This window comes from Geobacillus sp. FSL K6-0789, from assembly GCF_038593135.1.
In the GTDB taxonomy this organism is placed as follows: Bacteria; Bacillota; Bacilli; order Bacillales; family Anoxybacillaceae; genus Geobacillus; species Geobacillus stearothermophilus.
Map to the genome: position 1 here is coordinate 3,040,867 of NZ_CP151966.1, position 25,732 is coordinate 3,066,598.

Consider the following 25,732-nt stretch of genomic DNA (forward strand, 5'->3'; position numbering starts at 1 on the left):
CGTCCATTTTTCAAGAGCCCAACACACATTGTACTGAGTTCCTCAAACAAAGTCAAGCGGTTATTCGTCTTCCTCCGCTTCCTCGAGATCCAGCTCTTCGTCAAGCGGTTCATCGTCCAAATCAAACGGTTCGTCGTCGAGAATGTCCTCATCATCAAAAGCAACGTCTTCGTCCAGATCGAATTCCTCGTCTTCGAGCAGCTCTTCGTCGTCAAGCTCGAGCTCTTCCTCATCGTAGTCATCAAGATCGTCGTAATCGAGATCCTCTTCGTCAAGCAACTCTTCGTAATCATCGTATTCATCATCAAGCGCTTTTTTCTTCTTCGGCTTGACGATCGTCACCGTTTCGTCTTCCGTCTGGTCAAACGGATACCACGCACGCAGCCCCCAGACGTTTTCCCCAACGCAAATAAACCGCCCGTCGATGTTTAAATCGGTATAATATTGGGCAAGCCGCGCGGCGATGTCGTCTTCCGCCATGCCGGTTAATGCCGCGGCTTCGCGGACGATTTGGTCGAACGGCAGCGCCTCGCGCTTGTCAAGCAAAATGAGGTTCACCAGTTCGACGAACGACATCTCCTGCAATTCCTCTGGCGAGTATTGCTGCTGCAGGCTCAAGTTCAGCACTCCCCTTCTATATAATGAAACAAATGAATGCAAGTGGAATACATACCATTCATTATAAACAAATTGTCGGGGTTTATGCTACATATTTGGCGAAAAAAGCAAAAGAGAGGTTCGGTGACAATTTCTTTGTCCCGCACTTTTGTCACGAATGTCTTCGCCGCATATTTCGCTTTCGTCTCTTCCCATGTCGCCAAAATGCGCTTCGATTCGGGCGTCAGCTTCGCTTCGTAATCGGCTTTGAGCGTTTCGAGCGCGCGGATCACGTCTTCAGCTTCGTCCCGTTCCTTCGCCGCTTCGATGGCCCCTTCGATTTGGAAGAGGCGTCGGGCCACCTCGACTTGCTGCTCGGCGCGGCGGTGGTACGAGCGGACCGTCTCCGCAATTTCGCGCAAATAGTAGCGGCGCTCATTCGGGATGATGACGTTATGCTTTTCAACGTTGGCAACGGTTTTCAAATTCGTCTTCCAGTTCGTTCCCGTTTTCCGGTTGATCGTATCGACAAGTGCGACAAAAAGCGTATTCGTGCCCGGGTCGTTAAACTGGCTGGCGATCGTGCCGTATACCGGCATTTCCGATAGATCACGGTCAAACAGCTGATGGCTTCGTTGATACTGCTTCTGCACTTGCCGTTTTGCATCTTCCGAGCCTTTGCGTTCAAACTTGTTAATGGCGATCAAATCGGCGTAATCGATCATATCGATTTTCTCAAGCTGCGTTGGCGCTCCGAATTCGCTTGTCATCACATACATCGAAACGTCGCATACTTCGGTAATGGCGGCATCGCCCTGGCCGATCCCGCTCGTTTCGACAATGACGAGATCAAAACCGGCCGCTTTGACGACCGAAATGGCGTCGCGGATCGCCGGCGACAGCTCAGAGCGGGAATGGCGCGTCGCAAGGCTCCGCATATAGACGCGCGGCGAATGGATGGCATTCATCCGGATCCGTTCGCCTAACAGCGCCCCGCTTTCCACGCAGGTGCGCAAAATATGCTCAAAAATGGCTGGTTTCCCCAACCCGGGAAAACGCGCCAGCGATGAGCGAGGCGCCCGGTTCGCTCCATGTCGCTTCCTCGCCATGCCAAATCATGCTCATGCCGTTGCCGGGCCCGTGCAGCGGAACGTCAAGCAGCGAAGAACGCGGACAGGTCGGAAGCGGGTGTTCGCTCTGCTATTTTTGCGCGTTGTAGGACACATTAATAAGTACTGAAGCGACGCACAGGAGGGAAAAATATGCTCATCATTGCCGTTATTGTGATCATATTCGCACTCGTTTATCTTGATGACAAGCTTGGCCGGCTGATCCTCCGCAACGGGCGCAAAAAAGTCGTGTACCCAAAGCGGCGGAGCGATATGGCCTTGTATGTGAATGGACGGCATTTATTTGCCGATTATTTTGCCGAGCTGCGCCGCGCCCGCGATCATATCCATATTTTGTTTTATATCATCAAGCATGACGAAACGACGGCGCCATTTTTCCAACTTTTAAAGGAAAAAGCGGCGGAAGGGGTGGAAGTGCGCTTGTTGACGGACTGGGTCGGCAGCCTCGGGTTGCCGAAAACGCTCATCCGTTCGCTGAAGGCAAGCGGTGTCGAATTCGCCTACGCCCGCCCGCCGCGCTTTCCGTTTTTCATTTACCGCCTCAACCGCCGCAACCACCGAAAAATTACGGTCATCGATGGAAAGGTCGGGTATATGGGCGGTTTTAACATCGGCCGCGAATACAGTGGAAAGGACGCTAACATCGGAGAATGGCGCGACTATCACTTAAAAATCAGCGGAGAAGGGGTGCACGACTTGCAAGAACAATTTTTGCACGATTGGGAGGAGGCGACGGGCAAAACCGTCGCTGACAAACGCCGCTACTTCCCACCCCTTCACGCCGGCGCCATCCGCCACCAGCTTGTCGCGACTGACGGCGCCGCGCTTGAAGAGCAGTATATCGATGCGATCCGGCAGGCAAAACGAGAAATTATGATCGGCAGCCCCTACTTTATCCCGAGCCGGCCGTTGTTTGACGAGCTTATGCGCGCGATCCGGCGCGGGGTGCGCGTCACGGTCATTGTGCCGCTGCGGGCGGACCATTTATTTGTCCGCGAGGCCGCTTACCCGTATTTTTATCAAATGCTGAAGGCCGGAGCGCGCATTTACCGCTTTTACCAAGGATTTTACCACGCCAAAACGATTGTCGTCGATGAGGAATGGTGCGATGTCGGCACCGCCAACTTTGACCGGCGCAGTCTGTTTCTCAACGGCGAAATCAACTGCTATGTATTCGACCGCGCGTTCACGCAGGTGGTCAAGCGGGCGATCCAACGCGACCTGACGCGTGCCGAGCCGCTGACGCTCGATTTTTGGCGGAAGCGTTCGCTCCTTGACCGCGGCAAAGAATCGATTTCCCAGCTGATTTCCGCCTGGTTGTAGGCAACACGAAAAAAGCCGGCGATGTTCATCACCAACCCGCCTAACAGCGGCTTTCCCCGAGTAGGAACTTGGAAAAATCAGCCTTTTTTCGTGCAAAACCCGGCGCTTGGACGAACGCCCGGACAAAAGGGCAAAGGAATCCCGGCCGAAACCGCCAAACAAAAAACCCGGCCGGCTCCATGTTGGCGATGTGAGATCGCTGCAGGCGCCGGCCGGGATTGAATCAGTTGGCCATCCTGTATCTTCTATTCATTTCCAAAACAATGTCAACCATTGAAACAGCCGCATCCCAAGATACACTCCAACAATGCCGGCAATGCCAGCCAACGCCGGAGGGGCCGGAATCGGCAGGCGGAACAGCGTGAACAAAAAACCGACAACGATGCCGGTGACAAGCGACAGCACCACTTCTTTCACAAGCAAATCCTCCATCGTTGTTTTTCCTTATGATGCCCAGACAAAAAGGGAAGTAGTCGCTTCCCTCCTTTGTTGCATCTGTTACATTTGTTCCGGGGCGGAAACGCCGATCAACGCCAACGCGTTTTTCAGCGTAATTTGCACCGCCTTCACCAACGCGAGGCGGGCTTTCGTTTTTTCGATGTTGTCCAAATCAAGCACTTTTTCCGCGTTGTAGAAGCTATGGAGCGCCGAAGCCAGCTCAAACGCATAGGCGGTGACGCGGTGCGGCATCCGCTTGAGCGCTGCCTCGGCGACGACGTCCGGGAAGTCGCCGAGCACTTTGAGCAGCTCGATTTCTTTTTCCGTCTCCACTAAATGATGCAAAGCGAGGTCGCCTTCGTACGACACGTTTTGCTCTTCCGCTTGGCGGAGAATGCTTGAGACGCGGGCATGCGCGTATTGGACGTAGTAAACCGGATTTTCATTCGACTGCGACACGGCCAAGTCCATGTCAAAATCCAAATGTGTATCGCCCGAGCGCATCGCAAAGAAATAGCGGACGGCATCGACGCCGACTTCTTCCATCAGCTCGCGCATCGTCACCGCCTTGCCGGTGCGCTTGCTCATTTTGACGCGCTCGCCGTTTTGGTATAAGTTCACCATTTGGATGATTTCGACTTCGAGCGCCTCCGGATCGTAGCCGAGCGCGGCGATCGCCGCTTTCATGCGCGGAATGTAGCCGTGGTGATCCGCTCCCCAAACGTTAATCAGCTTGGTAAATCCGCGCCGCAGCTTGTCTTGGTGGTAGGCGATGTCCGGAAGCAAGTACGTATACGTGCCGTCCTGCTTAATTAAGACGCGGTCTTTGTCGTCCCCAAACGCCGTCGAACGGAACCATGTCGCCCCGTCCTGCTCGTAAATGTAGCCGCGCTCGCGCAAAGTGGAAAGCGCTTCGTCGATTTTGCCGCTTTCATAAAGCGATGTTTCCGAGTACCAGACGTCGAACGGAACACGGAATGCGGCCAAATCTTGTTTAATTTTGTCGAGCTCATAACGAAGGCCGTATTCGCGGAAGAAAGCAAGCCGTTCCTCTTCATCGGCGTGGACGAACCGATCGCCATATTCCTCAGCAAGTGTTTTGCCGATTTCGACAATGTCGTCGCCGTAATAGCCGTCCTCCGGCAACGGCATATCGACACCGAGCGCCTGGAAATAGCGGGCTTCGACCGATTTCGCCAAGTTGTAAATTTGCTTGCCGGCGTCGTTAATATAGTATTCGCGCGTCACGTCAAACCCGGCTTTCGCCAAAATGTTGCAAAGCGAATCGCCGACCGCCGCGCCGCGGGCATGGCCCAAATGCAAGTCGCCGGTCGGGTTGGCGGAGACGAACTCGACTTGCACTTTTTCCCCGTTGCCGACGTTCGATTCGCCATACGCTTGTCCCGCCTGCAAAATCGCCGGCACGACCGCCGTCAAATAGCGGTTGTCCATGTAAAAGTTAATAAATCCCGGCCCCGCCACCTCAATGCGCGCCACCGATACGCGCTCGCGATCAAGCTGCCCGACGATGGCTTCGGCAATCGCCCGCGGCGGCTTTTTCGCAATGCGGGCAAGCTGCATGGCGATGTTCGTCGAGTAATCGCCATGCGTCTTGTCGCGCGGCACCTCCAGCAAGACGTCCGGCAGCTCATCAGCCGAAACGAGCCCGGCTTTCACCGCCGCCTGGCGAATTTCTTCTTTCAGCTGTTCTTTCATTTGTCCGACAATGTTCATCGGCTTATACCCCCTTAAATGTCAACGTCAACGTATGGCGTCCGCTCCGCTCGTTTTGCAAGAAAAGCTCGTAGGAGAGAAAGAGCCGCCCCCGCTTCCGCTTATCGTCATAGTGAAACTCGATCGCATCCGTTTTCGCCGCCATCGCCCACCGCCCAAACACCGTTCCGTAATGGCCCGGCGTTTCTTGCCGGCGGCGGAACGTTTGCCGCATCTCGACCGCTCCGGAGCGAAGGATGGTCACCTCGTCAGGCGCGATTTTCACAATGTTGTTCACCCGCCCGAGTTCGTTTTCCTCCTCAAACTGCAAATAGCCTGTTTCCCCTTTTATGTAATACACCCCGTCCGCCTCAAGCACAACCGTCTCTTGGCGCGGACCGTCGCGAATGACAGCCACTTGGCGGAGGCGCGCCGGGATGCCGTTTGTTTCCTTCATATCGATGAACACACCTTTGCGAACAAACAGTCATAGTTTATAGTATAATGAACTGTTCCGCTCCATTCAAGAGGGGACAAACCCGATGGCAGATTTCCGCTCCAGTGGGCAAAAAAAGGGCTGGCCCAAAAGGTTGTTTTTCCTTAAACAAAACACAACATATTGTTATCTTAATGATTGTTTTATGCCTACATACGGTAATAAGAAAAGGTGTCCCGATCCTTTTGGGACACCCTCTTTGTTCCATCGGTATTTTATGATGACGCCCGAACATTTTTTAGCACGTTAATAGCAAAAAGAATGACACCTATCACGACGAGCACCCCGCCAATCGCTGTCACCGGCACGAACGCTTCGTTACCGTAAACGACGAAAATGAGACCGATCATCATGACCGGCAGGCCGATATTGTGCAGCCAGAAATGCACTTTCGCCCATTTCGCCGCCGCCGCTTGTGGAAATAAATGATAGATGATGCCAGCAAGCGTCAAGGCCGTCCAGCCAAGCAAGTTGATATGGACATGGACCGGGGTCAGCGCAAACGAATGGGTCATCGACATGCCAAGCCCAATACAGACGCCAATGACAAAGTACACAACAGAAATTTTGATCAGCTTCACGCCCATCTTCATTCCCTCCTTCCCTTTCTCTGTAAGAACATTACATGTTATGATCCTCCGTACGCTCATATTCCTGCATCTTTTGTCCCGCCAAAGAAAAAAGCACCCTCGCAAACTTGCGATTTAGGCGCTTTTTCTCATTTTTCACTTCCCTACCCAACCAAGCAGCATTTCCCGCACAAGCTTACTCGCCGTATTGGCCGTTTGTTCGGAGTGGTCGTAAATCGGCGCGACTTCCACCAAATCGGCGCCGACAACGCGGACGTCGGAGCGGGCGATCTCATGGATCGCGGCTAGCAGCTCTTTCGATGTAATGCCGCCGGCATCGACCGTTCCCGTTCCGGGGGCATGGGCCGGGTCAAGCACATCGATGTCGATCGTCACATACACCGGGCGGCCAGCGAGCTTTGGCAACACGGAGCGGAGCGGTTCAAGCACCTCAAACTTGGCGATGTACATACCGTTTTCTTTCGCCCACTCAAACTCCTCTTTCATCCCGGAACGGATGCCGAACGAAAAGACATTCGTCGGGCCGATCAAGTCAGCGACTTTGCGGATTGGCGTCGCGTGCGACAGCGGCTCGCCTTCGTAATGTTCGCGCAAGTCAGTATGGGCGTCCATGTGAATGACGGCCAAATCCGGGTAATAGTCGTACACCGCTTTGATGACCGGCCAAGAGACGAGATGTTCGCCGCCGAGGCCGAGCGGAAACTTGCCGGCGTCAAGCACCTTTTTCACGAACTGCTCAATCAGCTCTAAACTGCGGGCCGCATTGCCAAACGGCAGCGGAATGTCTCCAGCGTCAAAGTAGCGGATGTCTTTGAGTTCGCGGTCCAAATATGGGCTGTACTCCTCAAGCCCGATTGACACTTCGCGGATGCGGGCCGGGCCAAACCGCGAGCCAGGCCGGTAGCTGACCGTCCAGTCCATCGGCATGCCGTAAATGACCGCTTCGCTTTCTTCGAAGTTCGGGTGGCTGCCAATAAAGACGTTGCCTGAATAAGCTTCATCAAAACGCATCGATCTGCCCCCTTATTTCACTAGGTCCGCGACAAATTTTGGCAAAACGAAACACGCCTTATGCAATTCTTTCGTGTAGTATTTCGTCTCAATGTCATGGAACCGGTCGTCGCTCACCGCAAGCGGGTCGTATTGTTTCGAGCCGAGCGTAAACGTCCAGAGCCCGCTCGGATACGTCGGAATGTTCGCTGTATACAAACGGGTAATCGGGAAAACTTCTTTCACATCGCGGTAGACGTTGCGGATCAAGTCCGCTTTAAACCACGGGTTGTCCGTTTGAGCGACGAAAATGCCGTCCTCTTTCAGCGCGTTGGCGATGCCGGCATAAAACCCTTTTGTGAACAAGTTGACCGCCGGGCCGACTGGTTCCGTCGAGTCGACCATGATGACGTCGTATTCGTTTTCGCTTTGCGCGATATGCATAAACCCGTCATCGACTTTCACTTCGACGCGCGGATCGTCGAGTTTTCCGGCAATTTCCGGCAAGTATTTTTTCGAATACTCGATCACTTTGCCGTCAATTTCGACAAGCGTCGCTTTTTTGACGCTCGGGTGTTTCAGCACTTCACGAATGACGCCGCCGTCGCCGCCGCCGACGACAAGGACGTTCTCTGGCTTCGGATGGGTGAACAATGGGACGTGGGCGACCATTTCATGATAGACGAACTCGTCTTTTTGCGTCGTCATCACCATGCCGTCTAAAATGAGCATGTTGCCAAACTCCGCCGTTTCGACCATATCAAGCTTTTGAAACGGCGTTTGTTCTGTATGTAAAGTGCGGACGATGCGTGCGGTGATGCCAAAATGCTCCGTTTGCTTTTCGGTAAACCAAAGTTCCATCGGTAACATCCTTTCTCCGAGCGTTGCTTACTATACAAGTTTTCCTTAGCCAACGAAAAACTAAACACGAAAAAGTATAGAGCAATCTAGCAAAAATGCAAGAGGAACAAGTTTAAAATAAAAAATTTTTTTTCATACTGGTAAGAAAAAGCGGAAAACCTCGCTGGCGAAGCCTTGACAAAAGCAAGGCGGCACATCCAGCCAGGCGTCCGCCCGCATGTCTAAAACAACGCCAAAACCGTTGAGGTGATGCGCAATGGAACCGATCCCGGGCAGCCGTTTTCGCGGCACGTGGAAATATGTGCGCGCCGCCGTCTTTATCGGCTTTTTTCTCGCCATCTTTGCCTTCGCCGCTCTCGGGAGCTTTATTTTGTTTGCCAAAATCGAAGGCGCCCCGCCGGTCGCCGTGCCGCAAACAACGATTTTTTATGCGGACGACGGCCGCAAAATCGGGGAAAGCGACCATGGACAAAAGCGGTACTGGGTTCATCTCGGTGACATTTCCCCGCACGTCATCGAGGCGACGATTGCCGTTGAGGACCGAAAGTTTTACGAACACCACGGATTTGACTTGAAACGGATCACCGGCGCGGTGCTCGCCAATCTCAAGGCCATGGACAAAGTGCAAGGAGCGAGCACGATCACCCAGCAATATGCACGCAACTTGTTTTTAACACATGAGAAAACGTGGTCGCGAAAAATCCAGGAAGCGCTGTACACGATCCGCCTTGAAGCCAATTACAGCAAAGAAAAAATTTTAGAAGGCTATTTAAATACGATTTACTACGGCCATGGCGCCTACGGCATCGAGGCAGCAGCGCGCTATTATTTCGGTAAGCACGCGAGCGAGCTGGCGCTCAGCGAGGCAGCGATGCTCGCCGGCATTCCGAAAGGGCCGTATTACTACTCGCCGCTTGTCAACGAGGCGCGGGCAAAAGCGCGGCAAAAAATCGTGCTCACCTCTATGGTGGAAGCCGGCTACATCAGCCGCGAAGAAGCGGAGCGGGCGTACCGTGACAAGCTCGTTTACATCCGCCACCGCGAACGAGAGCAGCCTGTGGCCCCGTATTTCCAAGATGTTGTGAAACAGCAGCTGCGCACGAAGCTTGGATTTGATGAGCGGACGATTGAGCTCGGGGGGCTGCGCGTCTACACAACGCTCGACCGACGCCTGCAGCGAATCGCCGAAGAACAAGTTAAGCAAGTCATCAGTCCCCATTCTGCCATCCAGGCGGCATTGGTGGCCATGGATCCGCGCACAGGGGAAGTAAAGGCGCTCATCGGCGGACGCAACTACGAAGAAAGCTCGTTCAACCGCGCTGTGCAAGCGGAACGCCAGCCAGGGTCGACATTTAAGCCGTTTTTGTATTACGCGGCGATCAAGCAAGGATTCACCCCATCGACCCAACTGCGCAGCGAGCTGACGACATTTACGTTTAACGGCGGCCGATCGTCGTACACCCCCCATAATTACAATGACTACTACGCCAATGGCCCGATCACGCTCGCTCAGGCGCTCGCTGTATCCGACAACGTCTTTGCGGTGAAAACGCTCCAGTTCATCGGCGCCGACAAACTCGTCGAAACAGCGAAAGCGCTTGGCATTACAAGCAGATTGAAAGCAGTGCCGTCATTGGCGCTTGGCACCTCGCCCGTGAAAGTGATCGACATGGTGGACGCGTACAGCACGCTGGCCAACTACGGCAAACAAACCGAACCGGTGTTTATTCAAAAAGTCGTCGACGCGAACGGAAACGTGCTGTATGAACATAAGCCGGAGAGCCGGCAAGTGCTCGACCGCGACGCAGCGTTTGTGACGACCCATTTAATGACCGGAATGTTCGACCCAAAGCTTAACGGCTATACGACCGTCACCGGGCAATCGATCGCCGATGAAATGACGCGCCCGTACGCCGGCAAGTCCGGAACGACGAAAACGGACAGCTGGATGATCGGCTTCGCCCCGCAGTTGGTCGCCGGCGTCTGGACCGGCTACGACCGCGGCGAAACGATGAGCCGCTTTGACGAAAAGCAATACGCGAAACAAATATGGATCCGCTTTATGGAGAAAAGCCTCGCCGGCGAGCCGAAAAAATCGTTCAAGCCGACCAAAGGCGTCATCGGTGTCTACATCGACCCGCAAAACGGCAAGCTGGCAACCGATTCGTGCCCAGTGAAGCGGAAAACGTATTATATCGCTGGCACAGAACCGGTTGACTATTGCACCGATCATGTAAAAGAGGAGAAGAAGAAAAAAGAAGACGGAAAAAGCTGGTTCGAGAAATGGTTTCCATGGTTTTAAACAAGAAAATCCCCTGCGTTTGCCCGCAGGGGATTTTCTTGTCCTAGTTTTCCTGTGTTATACATTTAGATTTAGTTTATCCTTTTTTCCAGATAAGAACAAGCCCTTAGGCAAACATGTTCACAAAACCGTCACAATTCGCCTTCGAGTCCTTTTTTCAGTTCATCGCTCGAGCGGTTCCACATCCCGATGTCGTGGCCTTTCAAAAAGTCGGCGAGCACCCGCTTCGACTTAGCGTCCATATGATCGACGATGATATGCCGTTTCAGCGATTTATCGAGCCGGTTCACATGTTCCGGCAATAACTTATAACCAAGGCGCGCCTCACGGTCGACCGTCATTTCGCACGCCGTCACCCCGGCGTAATACGGACCGTCCTCGCGGCGCTCGATCGTCACCCAGACGATCCAATACGGCTTGCCGTTTGGCACGGCGGAGCGATCCGGCAAAAACTTGATGCCGCGCTCAACAGAGCTGCGGGCATGCATCGCCCCCATATCAACGAACGCTTCACCCGCTTCGACGTCAATGATGACCGGCGACACGTTTTCTAGGCTCAACGCCCCGGCGCCAAAGCCGCGGTGCCCGTCGGTCGGGTCGTCTTTGATGATATTAAAGCCGATGTTTTTTTTCTTTTTTTGCTCCATCCGCTTGTTCCTCCTTCCTACATAAACAAGCTGGCCACAAGTGACTGCAAGTTCTCAAGCACAAACGGCAGCGCCACTTGAAACACCGGCTCAATCGTATAGCGATCGAGCGGCGTCAGCACGAGAACAAGGAAAATGAGCGCCCCGTACGTTTCCCACTGCGTCATTTTCGCCCGCAGCCCATCCGGGGCCAAGTCTTCAATAATACGATACCCATCAAGCGGCGGAAATGGCAATAAATTAAACACAAACAAGACGGCGTTCAAGCTGATAAAAATTTGGAAAAACAGATCAAACCCGGCCGCAAACCAATCCGGCAGCGCCCGCATGATGCCGAAATCGATCATGGCGTACCAAATGACAAATCCAAGCCCGGCGAGCGCGAGGTTGCTTAGCGGCCCTGCCACCGAGACAAGAATGCCGGCAAGGCGCGGGTTTTTGAAATAAAAGCGATTGACTGGCACCGGGCGCGCCCAGCCAAACCCGGCGAGAAAGATCAGCAAAGTTCCAAGCAAATCCAAATGGGCAAACGGTGACAATGTCAGCCGTCCCTCGTTTTTCGCCGTCGGATCGCCGAACTTGTAAGCAACGTAGGCATGGGCGAACTCATGCACAGAAAACGCCAGCGCCAGCGTCAACAGCACGTACGGAATTTCGCTTAACGAATACGGCAAAATGTGTTCCACTTGATTAACTCCTTTTCCCCTGTATTCACTATCCTTAGTATACATGATTTACCGCCAAAAGTGGACTGAACTTCACGGTTCCATGGTATAATAAGCGTGATAGCACTCGACAAGGAAATGGGGGGAATGATGATGCCGTATGTCACGATCAAAATGCTCGCCGGCCGCACGGATGAACAGAAGAAAGCGCTCGTTGAAAAAGTGACGGACGCCGTCGTCGAGACGACAGGGGCGAAACGGGAGAGCGTTGTCGTATTTATTGAAGAAATGACGAAAGACCATTACGCCATCGCTGGAAAACGGCTGAGCGACGCGGAGTAACAAACAGGGGGACGCCATCGGGCGTCCCCATTGCTTTTTGAAATAAAAACGAATATTATTATAGTTGTCTTTCATATTGTTCGTCTTTAGGAGGTTGCCTATGATTCGTCTTCCGCACCATGCCAGCAATCGCAAAACAGAGGTTCTCGCTGGCCTGACGACCTTTTTCACCATGGTGTACATCATCGTCGTCAATCCGATCATCTTATCAGACGCCGGCGTCCCGTTTGAACAGGCGTTCACCGCCACCGTCATCGCCACCGTCGTCGGCACGCTGTGGATGGCAATATTCGCCAACTATCCGATCGCCATTGCCCCCGGCATGGGGCTGAACGCGTATTTTGCCTATTCCGTCGTCGGCTCGCACGGCGGCATTTCGTACGAAACCGCGTTTTCCGCTGTGTTTGTCGCGGGATTGCTGTTTTTGTTGCTGTCGCTCACCCCGCTCCGCAGCAAGCTGATCGAAGTGATCCCCGACAGCTTAAAACATGGCATCACCGCCGGCATCGGGCTGTTTATCGCCTTTATCGGCCTGCGGCTGACCGGAATTATCCAAGCCCATCCGCAAAATTTGGTCGCGCTTGGCAACTTGCATGCCCCGTCGGCCGTGTTGACGCTCATCGGCCTGGCGGTGACGCTCGTTTTCATGATGCGCGGCGTCAACGGCGCGCTCTTTTACGCCATGGTCGTGACCGGCGTCATCGCCTACGCGACCGGTCAGCTTCACTTTGACAAAGGTATCGTCTCGCTGCCGTCGCTGCCGGAAGGGCTTGTCGCCGCCAATCCATTGACGGCCGTTGGCGATGTCATCAGCCACAGCCTGTACGCTGTCGTCTTTTCCTTTTTGCTTGTCACGCTCTTTGACACGACCGGCACGATGATCGGCGTCGCCCAGCAAGCGGGACTGATGAAAGGAAACACACTGCCGCGCGCCCGCGAGGCGCTCTTGGCCGACTCCGTCGCGACCACGATCGGCGCCATGTTCGGCACGAGCCCGACATCGGCGTACATCGAGTCGTCAACCGGCGTCGCCGCCGGCGGCCGCACCGGCTTGACCGCGCTCACGGTCGCCGTCTTGTTCATCGCAGCCGCCTTTTTCAGCCCGCTTGTCGGCGCCGTCGCCGGGCTTTCTGCCATCACCGCCCCAGCGCTCATTGTCGTCGGCAGCTTGATGATCAGCAACATCGCCCATATCAATTGGCGCGAACTGGACGAAGCGTTCCCAGCCTTTCTCATCATCTTAAGCATGCCGCTCACGTCCAGCATCGCGACCGGCATCGCGCTCGGCTTCATCTCGTACCCGCTCTTAAAAATCGCCCGCGGCCGCTGGCGCGATGTGCCGTTGCTGCTGTACGTGCTTGCCGTGCTGTTCTTTTTGCAGCTGGCGTTTTTGCCGCATTAATCCAAAAGAAGAAGGTGTCCCGGAAACAATGGGACACCTTTTCGTCTATGGCCAGCTGATGGTGTGTTGAAACAGTGTTTTTCATCTTCTTTGGCGAGGAGACCCCGACTTCTAAGCGAGAGCGAAAGTCGGGGAGGAATCGCCCTTCCTCCTTTCAATTAACAATGTACTAGCATGCTCAACTCTTTTTAACTTTTTCCAGCTTGCTGAAGCATGCACTTTTGTGCCATCTAACAGCCGAAGGTCAAAATAACCACTGCTTCTTCTGCCAAATATAAAACATTCTTTCCTTTCGTATACCACCTTGTCAAACAGTTGAAACCCTTTGACAAATCGTGGAGCTTTGTTTGATTTTCGTTTTCCGCCTTTTAAGATGGTTGCTTTATGCAATTGACGGTTGTTTTTTCGAACGAATTTTAGAAGATAAACCGTGCCACTTGGCTTGGCTAGTGGATCTCCACTAATACAACGAGCATCCACCATATGAGATTTAGACAGTCCATTAGCAATGCGAATACATTTGGTGATATACCCGTATGTGATATTTGCATGCGAGTATTTTTCTCTTATCCTACTAAACATTGCCCATCGCATGGCGGTCATCTGACTAGCATCCCTCATAGGCGGTCGTTTGCGTTGAAATATATGCTCAAGCCCTTTTTCGTGAATTTCATGGTGGCATGTTTTGCATAGAGTGATCAGATTATCTGGTGAATCACCTCCTGTCTTTCGACTTTCAATATGATGCACTTGGAGAACAGGGTCTTTCTTTTTTCCTTTGCAATATTGACAAGTATGATTGTCTCTGTATAGAACATACTCTCTAACATTCCAAAACCCCATTTGTTCTCCTTGTTGATATTCCACCCCTCGGATATTTAGGTTTTTTAATTTCTGTGTATCGAATGCTGCTACCTCAATAGTGACAGATGTGACAGGGAGAATATTGTGAACTAAGTCAATCAACTTTATATGCGAGTTGATTTTGTGTTGAATAGATGGTGGTAACCATCCCTCTGGTTTTCTTCTGTTAAGAAATCTGGCTTCTCGGTAGCGAGTCTTTCTGTTTCTTCGACTTCTACGGAACTGTCTCCGTATAGCAAGTAATTCCACAATATCTGTTCGAAGTTGCGCTTCCGCTTCAAACAGCACATCTTTCTTTGTTGTTGCAGAAATTCCTACATGTCGTGTCCCCATGTCAACACCCAATGACACGGGTTGTTTGTAACCACTGCTACCATATAAAAGCTGGATGGTAAAAGGTGTCCTTCTTACTACTTTTGCTTTCTTCTGTTTTAGCAAAAGTCTTGCTTTCCTTGGTGAGCATGGCATGAGTGGTTTTCCATGCTTATTGATAATGTACACGAACAAGACGTGTACCTCCTTTCAGGAGTGAGTTCCTCCTCCCCAATGTTGGAAGGGCTTGTTCGGCAGACAGCACCGCTCCTACCCATCAGAGCTTTTAACCATCTGCGACAGGGTTACGGACTGGAGGAGCATCCGTAAGTGTCATGACCCTTCCAACGTAGCCATTGAATGGCTGAGGGTAGTCAACTAGGGCTTGCCAAGCCCCCACTTCAAAAGCCGTTAGGCTTTAAGTGGTGGGTAGTTGACCTTCCCTACACACAAGCGCCCTTGTTGCAACGGCTCCGCAGCGCCTCAATATACGCATACGCCTCTTCGATCTCGTCCTCCGTATAGCGCTGCTTGCTTTTTACGACAGCGATTTTCTCTTTTACCTCATCTTTTGACAAATGTTCAAAATAGAGCACCGTGGAGACAAGCTCCAAAAAGCGTGCGTTTTGTCCGTTCATCGCCTGCATGCATTCGGCAAGGCCCGGCATCTCCCAGTCGTAATGGCGCAAAAACTGTTCGCCCGCTTCGGTCAGTGTATAGCGGTATTGCACATAGCCGCTCTTTTTCTCTTTCACTTCATGCAAAAAGCCGAGCGCGCACAGCTCTTCGATGCGGCACGTCAACTCTTCCGAATACGGGCCGTAAAAGTGGAAGTCGAACTTCTCATAAAACGGAAAGTCGAGCTTTTTGGCGATGTAAATCATTTTTTGCAGCTTTTTGCGGCCGACAATTTCCCCGGCGGCCGCCAACGCCTTCATTACTTTCGCATGCTCTGTGAGCACTCTCCGTCATCTCCTAACCCTTTAAAATTTCCATAATCTTTTTCTTCACTGTCCGCTTCGTCGACAAGTCTTCCAGGAAATCAGCGGGGAAATAGAGCTTATGGTCGGTGCGCCGCTTGCCGGAAATGGCGTCAACCAACACCGATTCGCGCGACAGCTCGCGCAGCTCCCCGTTTGGCATCAACAAATAAATCGGCAGGCGCTCGCCTTCCTCGCCCGGCCGGTAAAAATCGTACGGCAAGTCGGACGATGAATCGACGACCAAGTAATAGTCTGGATCGATCCCGGCCTTTTTGAACAAGCCGGTCAGCTCGATCAGCTTCGCCATTTGCTCGTTCGTCGGATGGAACTCCGTATATTTGAACAGGCGGCGGTGGACAAACCGCCGGCACAAATCGCTTAAAATCGGATCTCGCTCATATTGCCATTGCTGGAAGTAAAACAGGATGATCGCTTCATCGAGCGCCAAATAGTCGCCGAGCGTTACATGGCCGGCAAAAAACGATAAAAAATGGGTTGGCTTCGTCGCAAACGTATACCCGTCCTCGTACAGCTTTTTCGCCCGATGCAAAATTTTCGTCAAAATGACTTCCGCACTGCGCGTCACAGGATGGAAATACACTTGCCAATACATTTGGTAGCGGCTCATAATGTAATCCTCGACCGCATGCATGCCGCTTCGTTTGATGACGACTTGGTCTTCGCGCGGGCGCATGACGCGCAAAATGCGCTCCATGTCAAAATAGCCGTAACTGACGCCGGTGTAGTACGCATCGCGCAGCAAATAGTCCATCCGATCGGCGTCAATTTGGCTCGAGATGAGACTGACGACGAGCTTATTCGGGTACGTCTTGGCAATCACTTCCGCCACTTTTTGCGGAAAATTGCCATCAACCGCGCGCAGGACGGCGTTCACTTCCGTATCGCCTAAAATGATGGCCTGTGTAAAATCTTCGTGGTCGAGGCGAAACACCTTTTCAAATGAATGGGAAAACGGGCCGTGCCCTAAATCGTGCAAGAGCGCCGCGCATAGGCAAAGAAGGCGCTCGCTATGATCCCAATGATCGCGGCCAACAAACACGTCGTCAATGATGCGGCGGATAATTTCGTAAACGCCGAGCGAATGGTTAAACCGGCTGTGCTCGGCGCCGTGAAACGTCAAATATGTCGTGCCGAGCTGCTTGATGCGGCGCAGGCGCTGAAATTCTTTTGTGCCGATCAAATCCCAAATCACTTTGTCGCGAACATGTATGTATCGGTGCACTGGATCTTTAAACACTTTTTCTTCGTCAAGCTGCCCGCCGGAATACATCGCGTCCTCCTCTTCCGTCTCCAACATACGTCTATTATACGCCGTTTCTTTTGGCAAAGAAATAGTTGACTTTTTTCTCCGTCTTTCTCCATTATTGACGGAAAAAACAAAAAATCACCTTCTTTCGGCAAAGAAGGTGATCGGTTATCGCTTTTTCAACCTTTCAGCAATTTTATCAATCAGTTCGTCTTCCGTCAGCGCCGCCACCGGACGGTTGTTGACGAAAGCAAACGTCTTTTTCCGCCCTGGGCCGCAATACGACTGGCAGCCGATTTTGATGACCGCATCCGGATCCAGCTTTTTGAGGCGCGGAATCAATGTTTTTAAATTCGGCGCCTTGCAGTCGTCGCAAACGCGAAACTCATTCGCCATCACTCGTCATCCCTTTCCGCAGCGTTTGCTTTGTGTATTCTACCGCTTTCGTGAGAAAATTGCAAGTTGGCATGCTTTCACCCTTGTAATTTGCCAATCCCATAAACTTGCAACGTATAATTTTTTTCCTTTTGGTCCACCCTTTTACTAGCATGGGAAAAAGGAGTGGAGAACAGTGAAACAACGGCAAGACGCTTGGACGGAAGAAGACGATTTATTGTTGGCAGAGACCGTATTGCGCCATGTGCGTGAAGGGAGCACCCAGCTGAACGCGTTTGAAGAAGTCGGCGACAAGCTAAATCGGACATCGGCCGCCTGTGGCTTTCGCTGGAATGCCGTCGTCCGCCATCAGTACGAAGAAGCGCTGCAGCTGGCGAAAAAGCAGCGAAAAGAGCGGCTGCGGCTGCTGGCCAAACAAGGCGGCGCGAAAAAGCGGCGTCTGTACGAGCCCCCGATGCCCTCACTTGAGGAGCTGGGAGAGGTGATGCAGCTGCCTGCCGTCATCCCATCCTCCCCGCCGCAACAAGTGACGCTGGATCAAGTGATCGCTTTTTTGAAAACGTTCCAATCCCATGAACGGAAACGGGAGACGCTGATCAAAGAAAACGAGCGGCTGCGCCGCGAAATTGAAGAATTAAAGCAAAAAAATAAAGAACTTGAAGAAAAGGTTGCGAAATTAGAAGAAAATTCGTCGACCGTCCAAGAAGATTTTGAGACGCTCGTGAAAATCATCAACCGAGCGCGCAAAATGGTGTTAAAAGAGGAAGAAGAGCGGGGACTGACCTTCCGCATGGACCCGAACGGCAACTTGGAAAAAATCGCGGAGTAAATAAAATAAGGATGCCCTGTCCATGGCTGCGCCTTGATCGCACTCTCTCCGGTGCGGCCGAGACACGGAGCATCCTTTTTGCCTGCCGGCGGCGTCAGGCGATGAACGCAGGCTCTTGCTTCTGGGCGGACCGCCCCCTTATTCTCCTGCTAGGAGCTCGCCCTTGAGCGCCGTTTCATTCCGCTCGACGATGCGCGCCCAATACTGCTCATACCAATTCCATTCGCCGTTCTCGAGGGCAGACGAATATAGCTCGCCGCCAAACGACTGCAGCGTGCGCCAAAGGGTGACAAGCAGCTCATCGATCGACAACTCGCAGCCGAGAAGCTCAGACAGCGACGCCATGACAGTTGGGACAACATCGGGGTAGGCGAATTTCGTTTTCTCTCCTTGGCGGCCGAGCTCATAAAAACAGCGAATAAGCTCAGCCCGCGCGGCTCCGCTCCCGTTGACGCAAAGGTAGATTTGCACGGCAACGCCGCCGCGCACGCGCCGTTGCGAAATGCCGGCAAACTTTTTGCCGCCAATGCTCAAGTCATAGTTCCCCGGGCAATACGAACCGACGATTTCCCCCGCCTCAACGCGGGCGCCGTATGAGGCAAGCATGGCGGCCATGAGCGCATACATCGCCTCATACCCTTGCTCGATGGCAATCGTGTTTTTCGTTTCCGGAAAAATGAGCGAAATATTCAACACCCCGCTGTCAAGGACAACGGCCAACCCGCCGGAATTACGGACGACGACGCGATACCCTTCCTGGCGCAAAAACGAAATGGCCTCATCGATGTACGGAAGCTTCGTATCAGCGGCGCCTAAGACGACGGTATTCTCATGCACCCACGTGCGGACGACCGCATCCGACTGTCCCGCACCAACCGCGGTGCATAATGCATCATCGATGGCAAACGATTGTTTCGCATCAAACAGCGGACCGAAATGCGACTGGTCGATGACCCGCCATTTCGGCTGCCGCAGCAATTCATGGCTCATCGCAACAAACCCCTTACGTTGAACGTTCCGCTCTCATTATACCACATCAAACTGGAACGATTACGGCCAATGAACCTCCCCCACTTACGCCCGTAGGCGTTGAAGTGGGGGTTTCTTGCCTTTTTCTTTCCGGGTGTTTCACGATACACCGGGTTTCCCGTGTATCTCGTGACCAAGCACGGAAACACAACAGAAAGAAATAGCAAGTAACATCATGCCAAAGCATGAAGGGTGGGAACTCACCATCTACTACTTCTCGCTTACGCGATCCGTAGATACTTGTGGTTCGTTATTTTCATCGGTCGGAATTCTCCATATAAGTGTTTTGTAAGAATCTGTAGATGAGTATTTTTCATTACAGTAATTTCCATTCCCTAAGAGACAAACAGGGGACCCCTTAGGCGACATGGAGCTGTTTTTTGATCACATCAATGGGAATATCTTGCTTTGCGGCGTCATAGATGAACTCGACGACGCTGTGCCCTTTCCGAGACCGAAGAAGCTCCAGGCCGGAAGAGATGTCTTGTTGAGATTCCGCGATGCTGTATACGCAGGCTAACAGCACCACGACCCAATACCGTTTCACCGCCCGAACGTGGCGAACACGGTACCCATCGAGCTTCAGCTGGTCTTTTGCCTGCCGGAAAAAGCATTCGATCGTCCAGCGCTGGGCATAGTAACGCAAGATGTCTTCGTCACTCAGCTCCCGGTCGGTGCTCAATATGACATGGAGATGATCCGGCGTCATCGGTTGATCCGCCTTCCAAGCCAGCAGCACCACCGCGTCATCAAGACCGTTGAGCGCGCCTTCGTAGCGGTAGACACGATAGCGCTCGTTCCCCACCGTGACGAGGCGGGTGTCATTTGGCTCGATATAGCGGGCAAACTCCTTCGCTTGGATGGCGATACCTTTCGGGTAGAGAATCCGGTTCGTCTTGAGCATGGCGATGACATGGAATCCTTGTTTCAGACAGGCTTCGATGAGCGCTTGGGACGGATACCATGAATCCACGAGCACATACACCGGCTGAGCCCGCTTCCCCTTGAGCGAGGAAAGCATCTCGATCGCCAGGTCGATTTTGCTTCTTCCCGATGTCTTGTCATACAGACGAAAGGCGAACGGAAACGCTTGCGTGAAGGTGTGCACCATCAGCCAAACAAGCGAATGCCCCCAGACCAATTGATGATCGCTGTGAGAGAAATGCCAGTCACACCCTTGAATGGCGTGCGTTGCCCGTGACGAAGGCTTCGTTTTTTGGCAAATGGTATCATCAATCGAAAGGAACAGGGGTTGATTCGTCCGTTTGGCCAGGCGTTCGATCTGGCGAAGAACCCACTCCTGAAGCTTCTCAAGCAGTTTTTCCTCGTTCCAAGGGCTTTTCGTGAAAAAGTGGCTGAGCGTGGTTCGATGATTCGGATGAAAACTCCAGTACCGGACATCCGTCAATGTCCCCGAAAATCCCTTGGTCGTCAAGGCGTCGACAAGATGAACGAGATGCTTGATGACCGGCTTCGAGAAATAAAGCGCCAATCCCAGCGTCATGAAAAACTTGTGGATTCCTTGATGATGTGCTAATCTATTCATGAGACATGAACCTCCTTGTGGGTAGTTGGTAGCACATCTATTCTAACCAAGGAATCGGGTTCATGTCTCCTTTTTTGTTTAGTTTGTAAATTTATGTTAGCAAATTTGCTCATCTACAGTAAGAATATTGCATGCCGAATGGACATCCCGATGCTGAGAATAACCACAAGCACAAATAAAATTTCTAGAAGAAGGTTTTTTCTTCTTCCCGCAAACAGGACATGTTTGCGTGGTATACGATTCATCCACTTTTTCAAAAGTGATGCCTTTAGCTTCTAGTTTGTATTTCAAATAGTCGTAGAGTTTGCCAAAACACCAGTTCGATAATTTTTGGTTCACCAATTTGGATCGCTTTTTCTTTTTGTTGCGCTGGACGCCTTCGACATCGCCTATCATGAAATGTTTGACGTTTTGTTCCAAACACCAATCGACCAATTGTTTGGTCGTTTTATGCAAGCAGTCTTTTAATTGCGCTTCGCTTTTCGATAAAATATATTGCTTCGCGCGGTTATATTTTTTCCATTTACGCGAACCTTTTTTACATTTGGACATCTTTTTTTGCAGTTCTGCTATTTTTTTATTTCGAAGGCGATGAATGCTTCTTATTTTTCTACCGGTGATGATGATGCTGCTTCCGTTTTCGCTGACGGCACTAATGGCGTGAATTTCGCCAGGATCACCGGCAGCGATAGTTCCTTCTTTTTTAGTAGTTGGTTGTTCACCGTTTTCATAACTGAGGCAAAGCATGAGTTTCCAATGTTTCGCATCAAAAATGAGTTCGATTTCTTTGACAGTGCCGTTTGGAATTTGTTCTTTATCGATTTTCACTACAATAGGAGGTTGGTTTTTTCTTTCCCAGCGACCCATTTTCAGTTCAATGGTCCCATTTGGGTGAATGATAAATCCGTTATTTGCCCATTTCGTGTTGAAATATTTTTTCTGTTTGTACGGATATTTGTTATCTAGCCCTTTTTGTTTGGCTTTTTTGGCGCTGTCTCTGGCGTTCAAATATTTATGGCATACGGCTTGAATGCTTTGGCTATGGATCGGGTATTTGCCCTTCGTTTGTTTTTGAAGTTCGGTTTGGTTGATCCATTTTCCATTATTCTTTAATGCATAGTTTTTGGCAATGACTAAACAGTCATTCCAAATTTGAGCCGATATTCGGTTGCATTCGAATAATCGATCGATATCTTTTTTTGATGTTTGAAAAGGTATTTTGACCGTTCGATACATCCTTTCACCTCCTTACTTATAATATAAAATATAAATATGAATAATCGAAAATCTATATTCTTTTTTCATCGATTCTCCCATTTTTTTACTTTTTTGATCAAAAGTAAAAAAAGGACGCCGCGTATCCCCCGCCTACGCTTCGCTTAGAGGCGGGGGACTTGCGGCGTATGGGTTGTTAAAAAAGAAAGCGGCTAAACAGCAGCCAGCCGCCTTCTTTGACACGAATCCATGCATGAAACAAGAGATCGCCCATTCTTTGGCAAAACGAACCGGTTCCGACTCCTCTTGCTCAGTTCGCCGCCTCTTTACTCCCCAAGCGACTGCGCCGCGGTGATGAGCGCGAGCTTGTAGGCGTCTTCGGCGCTGCAGCCGCGCGATAGGTCGTTGACCGGCTTGTTCAGCCCTTGCAAAATCGGGCCGACCGCTTCAAAGCCGCCAAGGCGCTGGGCGATTTTGTAGCCGATGTTGCCCGCCTCAAGGCTCGGGAAAATAAAGACATTTGCGTCCCCTTGAATGACCGAGTCCGGCGCTTTCTTTTTCGCCACCTCTGGCACAAACGCGGCGTCAAATTGAAACTCACCGTCAAGGATCAGATCCGGCGCCATTTCTTTCGCCAACCGCACCGCCTCAACGACTTTTTCCGTCTCCGGCGACGAGGCCGACCCTTTCGTGGAAAAGCTTAACAGCGCTACGCGCGGCTTAAGGCCGAACATTTTGGCCGTCCGGGCGCTCTCGACCGCGATTTCAGCCAAATCTTGACTGTTAGGAGCAATGTTGATGGCGCAATCGGCAAACACATATTTTTCGTCGCCGCGCACCATGATGAACACGCCGGACGTTTTGCCAACGCCTGGCTTCGTTTTAATGATTTGCAAGGCTGGTCGGACCGTATCCGCCGTCGAATGTGCCGCCCCGCTGACGAGGCCGTCGGCCGCTCCCATATAAACGAGCATCGTACCGAAATAGTTTTCATCGAAAAGCAACTCGCGCGCCGTTTCTTCTGTCACTTTCCCTTTGCGCCGCTCCACAAACGCCGAAACTAGCTCATCAAACCCGCCGTAGCGGCGCGGGTTGACAATCTCCACCCCTTCAAGCGGCAAGCCAAGCGCAGCTGCTTTCACCCTTATCGCTTGCTCATCGCCAAGGACGATCGGCTGAAGCACTTGCTCCGTCGCCAAACGGCTCGCCGCCGTTAAGATGCGGTCATCGGTTCCCTCGGGAAACACGATTTTTCGAGCCGTACCGGTTACTTTCGCTTTTAATGCCGTAAATAAATCGGTTGTCACGATTCATGCCTCCTTCACGGTTGGCCCGCCTGTCTCCAGGCATCAGCCTTTCTCTACATTAAGCATACCGCTTCTCGCCAGAAACGCAACGCAGGTAAGCCTTCACAACAAATAATTCACCTTTTGCCACAATTCAGTCTACTTCCACTTTGATGCGCTGATAGCCGCTTTTTTGGCCAAACTATGATATAGTGGTACTGTACAATTGATTGAATAAAGGAGTGACGATGATGAGCGAAGCGGCCCAAACGTTGGACGGTTGGTATTGTTTGCACGATTTCCGCACGATCGACTGGAGCGCGTGGAAAACACTTCCAAACGAAGAGCGCGAGGCAGCGATCAGTGAGTTTTTAGCGCTTATCGACCAATGGGAGACGACGGAAAGCGAGAAGCAAGGAAGCCATGCCGTCTACACGATCGTCGGGCAAAAAGCCGATATTTTGTTCATGATTTTGCGGCCGACGCTGGATGAGCTGCATGAAATCGAAACAGCGCTTAACAAAACGAAACTCGCCGACTATTTATTACCTGCGTATTCGTACGTTTCGGTCGTGGAGTTGAGCAACTACTTGGCGTCCGGCAGCGAAGATCCGTACCAAATTCCAGAGGTGCGCCGCCGTTTGTATCCAATTTTGCCGAAAACGAACTACATTTGCTTCTATCCGATGGACAAGCGGCGCCAAGGCAACGACAACTGGTACATGTTGTCGATGGAACAGCGGCGCGAACTCATGCGCGCCCACGGCATGACCGGCCGAAAATACGCCGGCAAAGTGACGCAAATCATCACCGGCTCCGTCGGCTTGGATGATTTTGAATGGGGCGTCACCTTGTTTTCAGATGATGCACTCCAGTTCAAAAAGCTCGTCTATGAAATGCGCTTTGATGAAGTGAGCGCCCGCTTTGGCGAGTTTGGTTCATTTTTCGTCGGCACTCGCTTGTCGGTGGAAAAAGTTCCTTCGTTCTTCCATGTATAGAAAAGAGGGGCCCAAACGCGGCAGGGCCCTTCGCTTATTTTCCTGTTCTTCAAGCAACCGGCGAGCTCCTCCCCCTGAAAGGTCAGCCAAACGAGCGATTTCTTCCGCCGTCATCCCTTTGCACATCATGTTACGGGTCTTTCTTGCGCAACGGGTTTCCCTTTTTGGTCAACCCCCCCTGTTTCTGTCATATCCAGCCCAACTGCCCCATACATATAAATCAGAAATTCCTCCGAGAAATCGCCTGTCTGTCTGTCACCATTTTCCTGTTCCATCAATAGCCTATTACTGTCGAAATTCACAACGACTGAGGTGACGATATGGGTCAGATCGCTCCCTCCATTGTAGCCCACACAGAAGAGGAAGTGAAGTTGTTGGCTCGGCTCATGCGAGCCGAAGCGGAAGGAGACGGGCGGCTTGGGATGCTCATGGTCGGCAACGTCGGCGTCAACCGTGTCATCGCCGACTGCCTTGACTTCCGCGGCATCCGCACTATCCGGCAAATGGTGTTTCAAAGCCCGGGCGGCTTTGAGGCGGTGCAAAAAGGATACTTTTACCAACGGGCGCGAAAATTGGATATAGGCCTAGCCCGCCAAGTGCTCCGCGGTTGGCGCTACCACCCAGCGACAAACGCCCTTTGGTTTTTTAAACCACCTGAAGGTCAACCGTGCCCACCGCAATGGTTTGGCCAGTGGAACGTCGGCCGCTACAAATCGCATTGCTTTTTTGCACCGACTCCATCCGACTGCCCACGTGTCTATTCTTAATATTGAGGAGGGTTCTTTATGCCGAACAATCCAGAAAATCAATTTTATCCACTTGATGAGGAGCAACAATCATTTTATTATTCGCCGTTCGGTCAAGAACGGCAACAACCGTATGCATCCTATCCATACGGCTATCCGTATCCGCAGCCGTACTATCCGGCGGCGTACCCGTATTATTACTATCCGCAAGCGGCTGCCGCTCCAACGTTCGGTTTGCAGGCGCCGACGTTTACGGCCCCGACACCGATGCCGACCACCACCGGCCCATCGATTCCAGGGATGCTGCCGATTGAAGAATCGTACATTGAAAACATTTTACGGTTAAACAAAGGAAAAGTCGCCACTATCTATGCGACGTTTGAAAACAACCGTGAGTGGAATGCCAAGGTGTTTCGCGGCGTCATTGAAGCGGCTGGACGTGACCATGTCATTTTAAGCGACCCACAAACAGGCACACGCTATTTGATCCCGATGATTTACCTCGATTACGTCACGTTTGAAGGAGAAATCGCCTACGAATATCCGTTTGCCGGTGCCTCCGCCACGCCGCTCGCCTCCTATTCGCCGCGCTGAGTGCAAGCGAAAAACCGATGTTCGATGAGCAGGCTGCCCCAGGGTAGCCTGCTTTTTTTCATCCGATGCGACGTCCATCACAAGTTGCTGACGCCCAGTTGTCTATCATGGTGGCAAACGAAACAAAAAAGGTGCCTTCTATGATTGGGACGGCGCGTGATTTCCTGTTCG

25 protein-coding genes and 1 pseudogene are annotated in these 25,732 nt (G+C 51.9%); 8 read left to right on the forward strand and 18 right to left on the reverse strand.

All coding sequences use genetic code 11. The features are described 5' to 3' along the window. Positions 1 to 60: 60 nt before the first annotated feature. Positions 61 to 618, reverse strand: a complete 558-nt coding sequence (rpoE, locus tag NSQ51_RS16135; protein ID WP_033017340.1) for a DNA-directed RNA polymerase subunit delta — start codon at positions 616 to 618, stop codon at positions 61 to 63. A gap of 119 nt (positions 619 to 737) precedes the next feature. After that, a pseudogene (locus NSQ51_RS16140) lies at positions 738 to 1,592 on the reverse strand (methylmalonyl-CoA mutase); the annotation flags it as partial. Positions 1,593 to 1,859: 267 nt separating this feature from the next. On the opposite strand from NSQ51_RS16140, the gene cls reads away from it, so the two are divergent. Further along, positions 1,860 to 3,050 carry a cardiolipin synthase gene (cls, locus tag NSQ51_RS16145; RefSeq protein ID WP_033010745.1) on the forward strand — a complete coding sequence of 397 codons (1,191 nt, stop codon included), beginning with the start codon at positions 1,860 to 1,862 and terminating at the stop codon, positions 3,048 to 3,050. Positions 3,051 to 3,299: 249 nt separating this feature from the next. On the opposite strand, the gene NSQ51_RS16150 is transcribed toward cls, so the two are convergent. The 6 genes from NSQ51_RS16150 to speE form a co-directional block, all read right to left on the reverse strand. After that, a complete protein-coding gene (locus NSQ51_RS16150; RefSeq protein WP_033010756.1) occupies positions 3,300 to 3,467 on the reverse strand; it encodes a XapX domain-containing protein in 168 nt (55 codons plus the stop codon). A gap of 81 nt (positions 3,468 to 3,548) precedes the next feature. Continuing rightward, positions 3,549 to 5,222, reverse strand: a complete 1,674-nt coding sequence (argS, locus tag NSQ51_RS16155) for an arginine--tRNA ligase (protein ID WP_049624643.1) — start codon at positions 5,220 to 5,222, stop codon at positions 3,549 to 3,551. A gap of 4 nt (positions 5,223 to 5,226) precedes the next feature. Continuing rightward, the gene (locus NSQ51_RS16160; protein ID WP_033010742.1) at positions 5,227 to 5,658 is read right to left on the reverse strand and encodes a DUF1934 domain-containing protein; all 432 of its coding nucleotides are present in this window, start codon (positions 5,656 to 5,658) and stop codon (positions 5,227 to 5,229) included. Positions 5,659 to 5,912: 254 nt separating this feature from the next. Further along, positions 5,913 to 6,290 carry a cytochrome-c oxidase gene (locus NSQ51_RS16165; RefSeq protein ID WP_080985699.1) on the reverse strand — a complete coding sequence of 126 codons (378 nt, stop codon included), beginning with the start codon at positions 6,288 to 6,290 and terminating at the stop codon, positions 5,913 to 5,915. A 132-nt stretch (positions 6,291 to 6,422) separates the two neighbouring features. Next, positions 6,423 to 7,298 carry an agmatinase gene (speB, locus tag NSQ51_RS16170; RefSeq protein ID WP_049624641.1) on the reverse strand — a complete coding sequence of 292 codons (876 nt, stop codon included), beginning with the start codon at positions 7,296 to 7,298 and terminating at the stop codon, positions 6,423 to 6,425. A 12-nt stretch (positions 7,299 to 7,310) separates the two neighbouring features. After that, the gene (gene speE, locus NSQ51_RS16175; protein WP_049624640.1) at positions 7,311 to 8,138 is read right to left on the reverse strand and encodes a polyamine aminopropyltransferase; all 828 of its coding nucleotides are present in this window, start codon (positions 8,136 to 8,138) and stop codon (positions 7,311 to 7,313) included. A 256-nt stretch (positions 8,139 to 8,394) separates the two neighbouring features. Here speE and NSQ51_RS16180 point away from each other — a divergent pair, with 256 nt between their 5' ends. Then, entirely contained in the window at positions 8,395 to 10,440 is a 2,046-nt protein-coding gene (locus tag NSQ51_RS16180; RefSeq protein ID WP_049624639.1) for a PBP1A family penicillin-binding protein, read from the forward strand. 131 nt (positions 10,441 to 10,571) lie between these two features. Here NSQ51_RS16180 and NSQ51_RS16185 read toward each other — a convergent pair whose 3' ends face one another. Together NSQ51_RS16185 and NSQ51_RS16190 are read right to left on the reverse strand one after the other, a co-directional pair. Further along, on the reverse strand, positions 10,572 to 11,087 hold the full coding sequence (locus NSQ51_RS16185; protein WP_049624638.1) for a YwhD family protein: 516 nt from the start codon (positions 11,085 to 11,087) through the stop codon (positions 10,572 to 10,574). Between the two features lie 17 nt (positions 11,088 to 11,104). Beyond that, positions 11,105 to 11,773, reverse strand: coding sequence for a site-2 protease family protein (locus NSQ51_RS16190; RefSeq protein WP_011232875.1), 669 nt, complete (start codon positions 11,771 to 11,773; stop codon positions 11,105 to 11,107). Positions 11,774 to 11,905: 132 nt separating this feature from the next. On the opposite strand from NSQ51_RS16190, the gene NSQ51_RS16195 reads away from it, so the two are divergent. Both NSQ51_RS16195 and NSQ51_RS16200 read left to right on the forward strand, forming a co-directional pair. Continuing rightward, complete coding sequence (locus tag NSQ51_RS16195; RefSeq protein WP_011232876.1) at positions 11,906 to 12,094, forward strand: 2-hydroxymuconate tautomerase; 189 nt, start codon at positions 11,906 to 11,908, stop codon at positions 12,092 to 12,094. A gap of 100 nt (positions 12,095 to 12,194) precedes the next feature. Next, positions 12,195 to 13,496, forward strand: a complete 1,302-nt coding sequence (locus NSQ51_RS16200) for an NCS2 family permease (RefSeq protein WP_049624637.1) — start codon at positions 12,195 to 12,197, stop codon at positions 13,494 to 13,496. A gap of 111 nt (positions 13,497 to 13,607) precedes the next feature. On the opposite strand, the gene iscB is transcribed toward NSQ51_RS16200, so the two are convergent. The 4 genes from iscB to NSQ51_RS16220 all read right to left on the reverse strand — a co-directional run bounded on the left by iscB (position 13,608) and on the right by NSQ51_RS16220 (position 17,318). After that, complete coding sequence (gene iscB / locus NSQ51_RS16205; RefSeq protein ID WP_231107618.1) at positions 13,608 to 14,861, reverse strand: RNA-guided endonuclease IscB; 1,254 nt, start codon at positions 14,859 to 14,861, stop codon at positions 13,608 to 13,610. Positions 14,862 to 15,115: 254 nt separating this feature from the next. Continuing rightward, a complete protein-coding gene (locus tag NSQ51_RS16210) occupies positions 15,116 to 15,634 on the reverse strand; it encodes a hypothetical protein (RefSeq protein ID WP_033015432.1) in 519 nt (172 codons plus the stop codon). Between the two features lie 13 nt (positions 15,635 to 15,647). Next, positions 15,648 to 16,946 carry an HD domain-containing protein gene (locus NSQ51_RS16215; protein ID WP_049624635.1) on the reverse strand — a complete coding sequence of 433 codons (1,299 nt, stop codon included), beginning with the start codon at positions 16,944 to 16,946 and terminating at the stop codon, positions 15,648 to 15,650. Between the two features lie 144 nt (positions 16,947 to 17,090). Next, positions 17,091 to 17,318 carry a DUF1450 domain-containing protein gene (locus NSQ51_RS16220; protein WP_011232879.1) on the reverse strand — a complete coding sequence of 76 codons (228 nt, stop codon included), beginning with the start codon at positions 17,316 to 17,318 and terminating at the stop codon, positions 17,091 to 17,093. 175 nt (positions 17,319 to 17,493) lie between these two features. Here NSQ51_RS16220 and NSQ51_RS16225 point away from each other — a divergent pair, with 175 nt between their 5' ends. Then, positions 17,494 to 18,147: an RsfA family transcriptional regulator gene (locus NSQ51_RS16225; protein WP_015376083.1), complete on the forward strand. Its 654-nt coding sequence runs from the start codon at positions 17,494 to 17,496 to the stop codon at positions 18,145 to 18,147. Positions 18,148 to 18,285: 138 nt separating this feature from the next. Here NSQ51_RS16225 and NSQ51_RS16230 read toward each other — a convergent pair whose 3' ends face one another. The 4 genes from NSQ51_RS16230 to pta form a co-directional block, all read right to left on the reverse strand. Next, a complete protein-coding gene (locus NSQ51_RS16230; protein ID WP_049624634.1) occupies positions 18,286 to 19,137 on the reverse strand; it encodes a lipoate--protein ligase family protein in 852 nt (283 codons plus the stop codon). Positions 19,138 to 19,534: 397 nt separating this feature from the next. Further along, positions 19,535 to 20,722 (reverse strand): IS701 family transposase, encoded by a 1,188-nt coding sequence (locus tag NSQ51_RS16235; RefSeq protein ID WP_049625563.1) that lies wholly within the window; start codon positions 20,720 to 20,722, stop codon positions 19,535 to 19,537. A 96-nt stretch (positions 20,723 to 20,818) separates the two neighbouring features. Then, positions 20,819 to 21,958, reverse strand: a complete 1,140-nt coding sequence (locus NSQ51_RS16240; RefSeq protein WP_342462717.1) for a transposase — start codon at positions 21,956 to 21,958, stop codon at positions 20,819 to 20,821. Between the two features lie 305 nt (positions 21,959 to 22,263). Next, positions 22,264 to 23,244, reverse strand: a complete 981-nt coding sequence (gene pta, locus NSQ51_RS16245) for a phosphate acetyltransferase (protein WP_049624169.1) — start codon at positions 23,242 to 23,244, stop codon at positions 22,264 to 22,266. Positions 23,245 to 23,474: 230 nt separating this feature from the next. On the opposite strand from pta, the gene hemQ reads away from it, so the two are divergent. The 3 genes from hemQ (at position 23,475) to gerQ (ending at position 25,561) form a co-directional block, all read left to right on the forward strand. Continuing rightward, entirely contained in the window at positions 23,475 to 24,221 is a 747-nt protein-coding gene (hemQ, locus tag NSQ51_RS16250) for a hydrogen peroxide-dependent heme synthase (protein WP_049624168.1), read from the forward strand. A 320-nt stretch (positions 24,222 to 24,541) separates the two neighbouring features. Further along, complete coding sequence (locus NSQ51_RS16255; RefSeq protein ID WP_044745349.1) at positions 24,542 to 24,988, forward strand: cell wall hydrolase; 447 nt, start codon at positions 24,542 to 24,544, stop codon at positions 24,986 to 24,988. 18 nt (positions 24,989 to 25,006) lie between these two features. Then, the gene (gerQ, locus tag NSQ51_RS16260) at positions 25,007 to 25,561 is read left to right on the forward strand and encodes a spore coat protein GerQ (RefSeq protein ID WP_049624167.1); all 555 of its coding nucleotides are present in this window, start codon (positions 25,007 to 25,009) and stop codon (positions 25,559 to 25,561) included. The last annotated feature ends 171 nt before the right edge of the window (positions 25,562 to 25,732 follow it).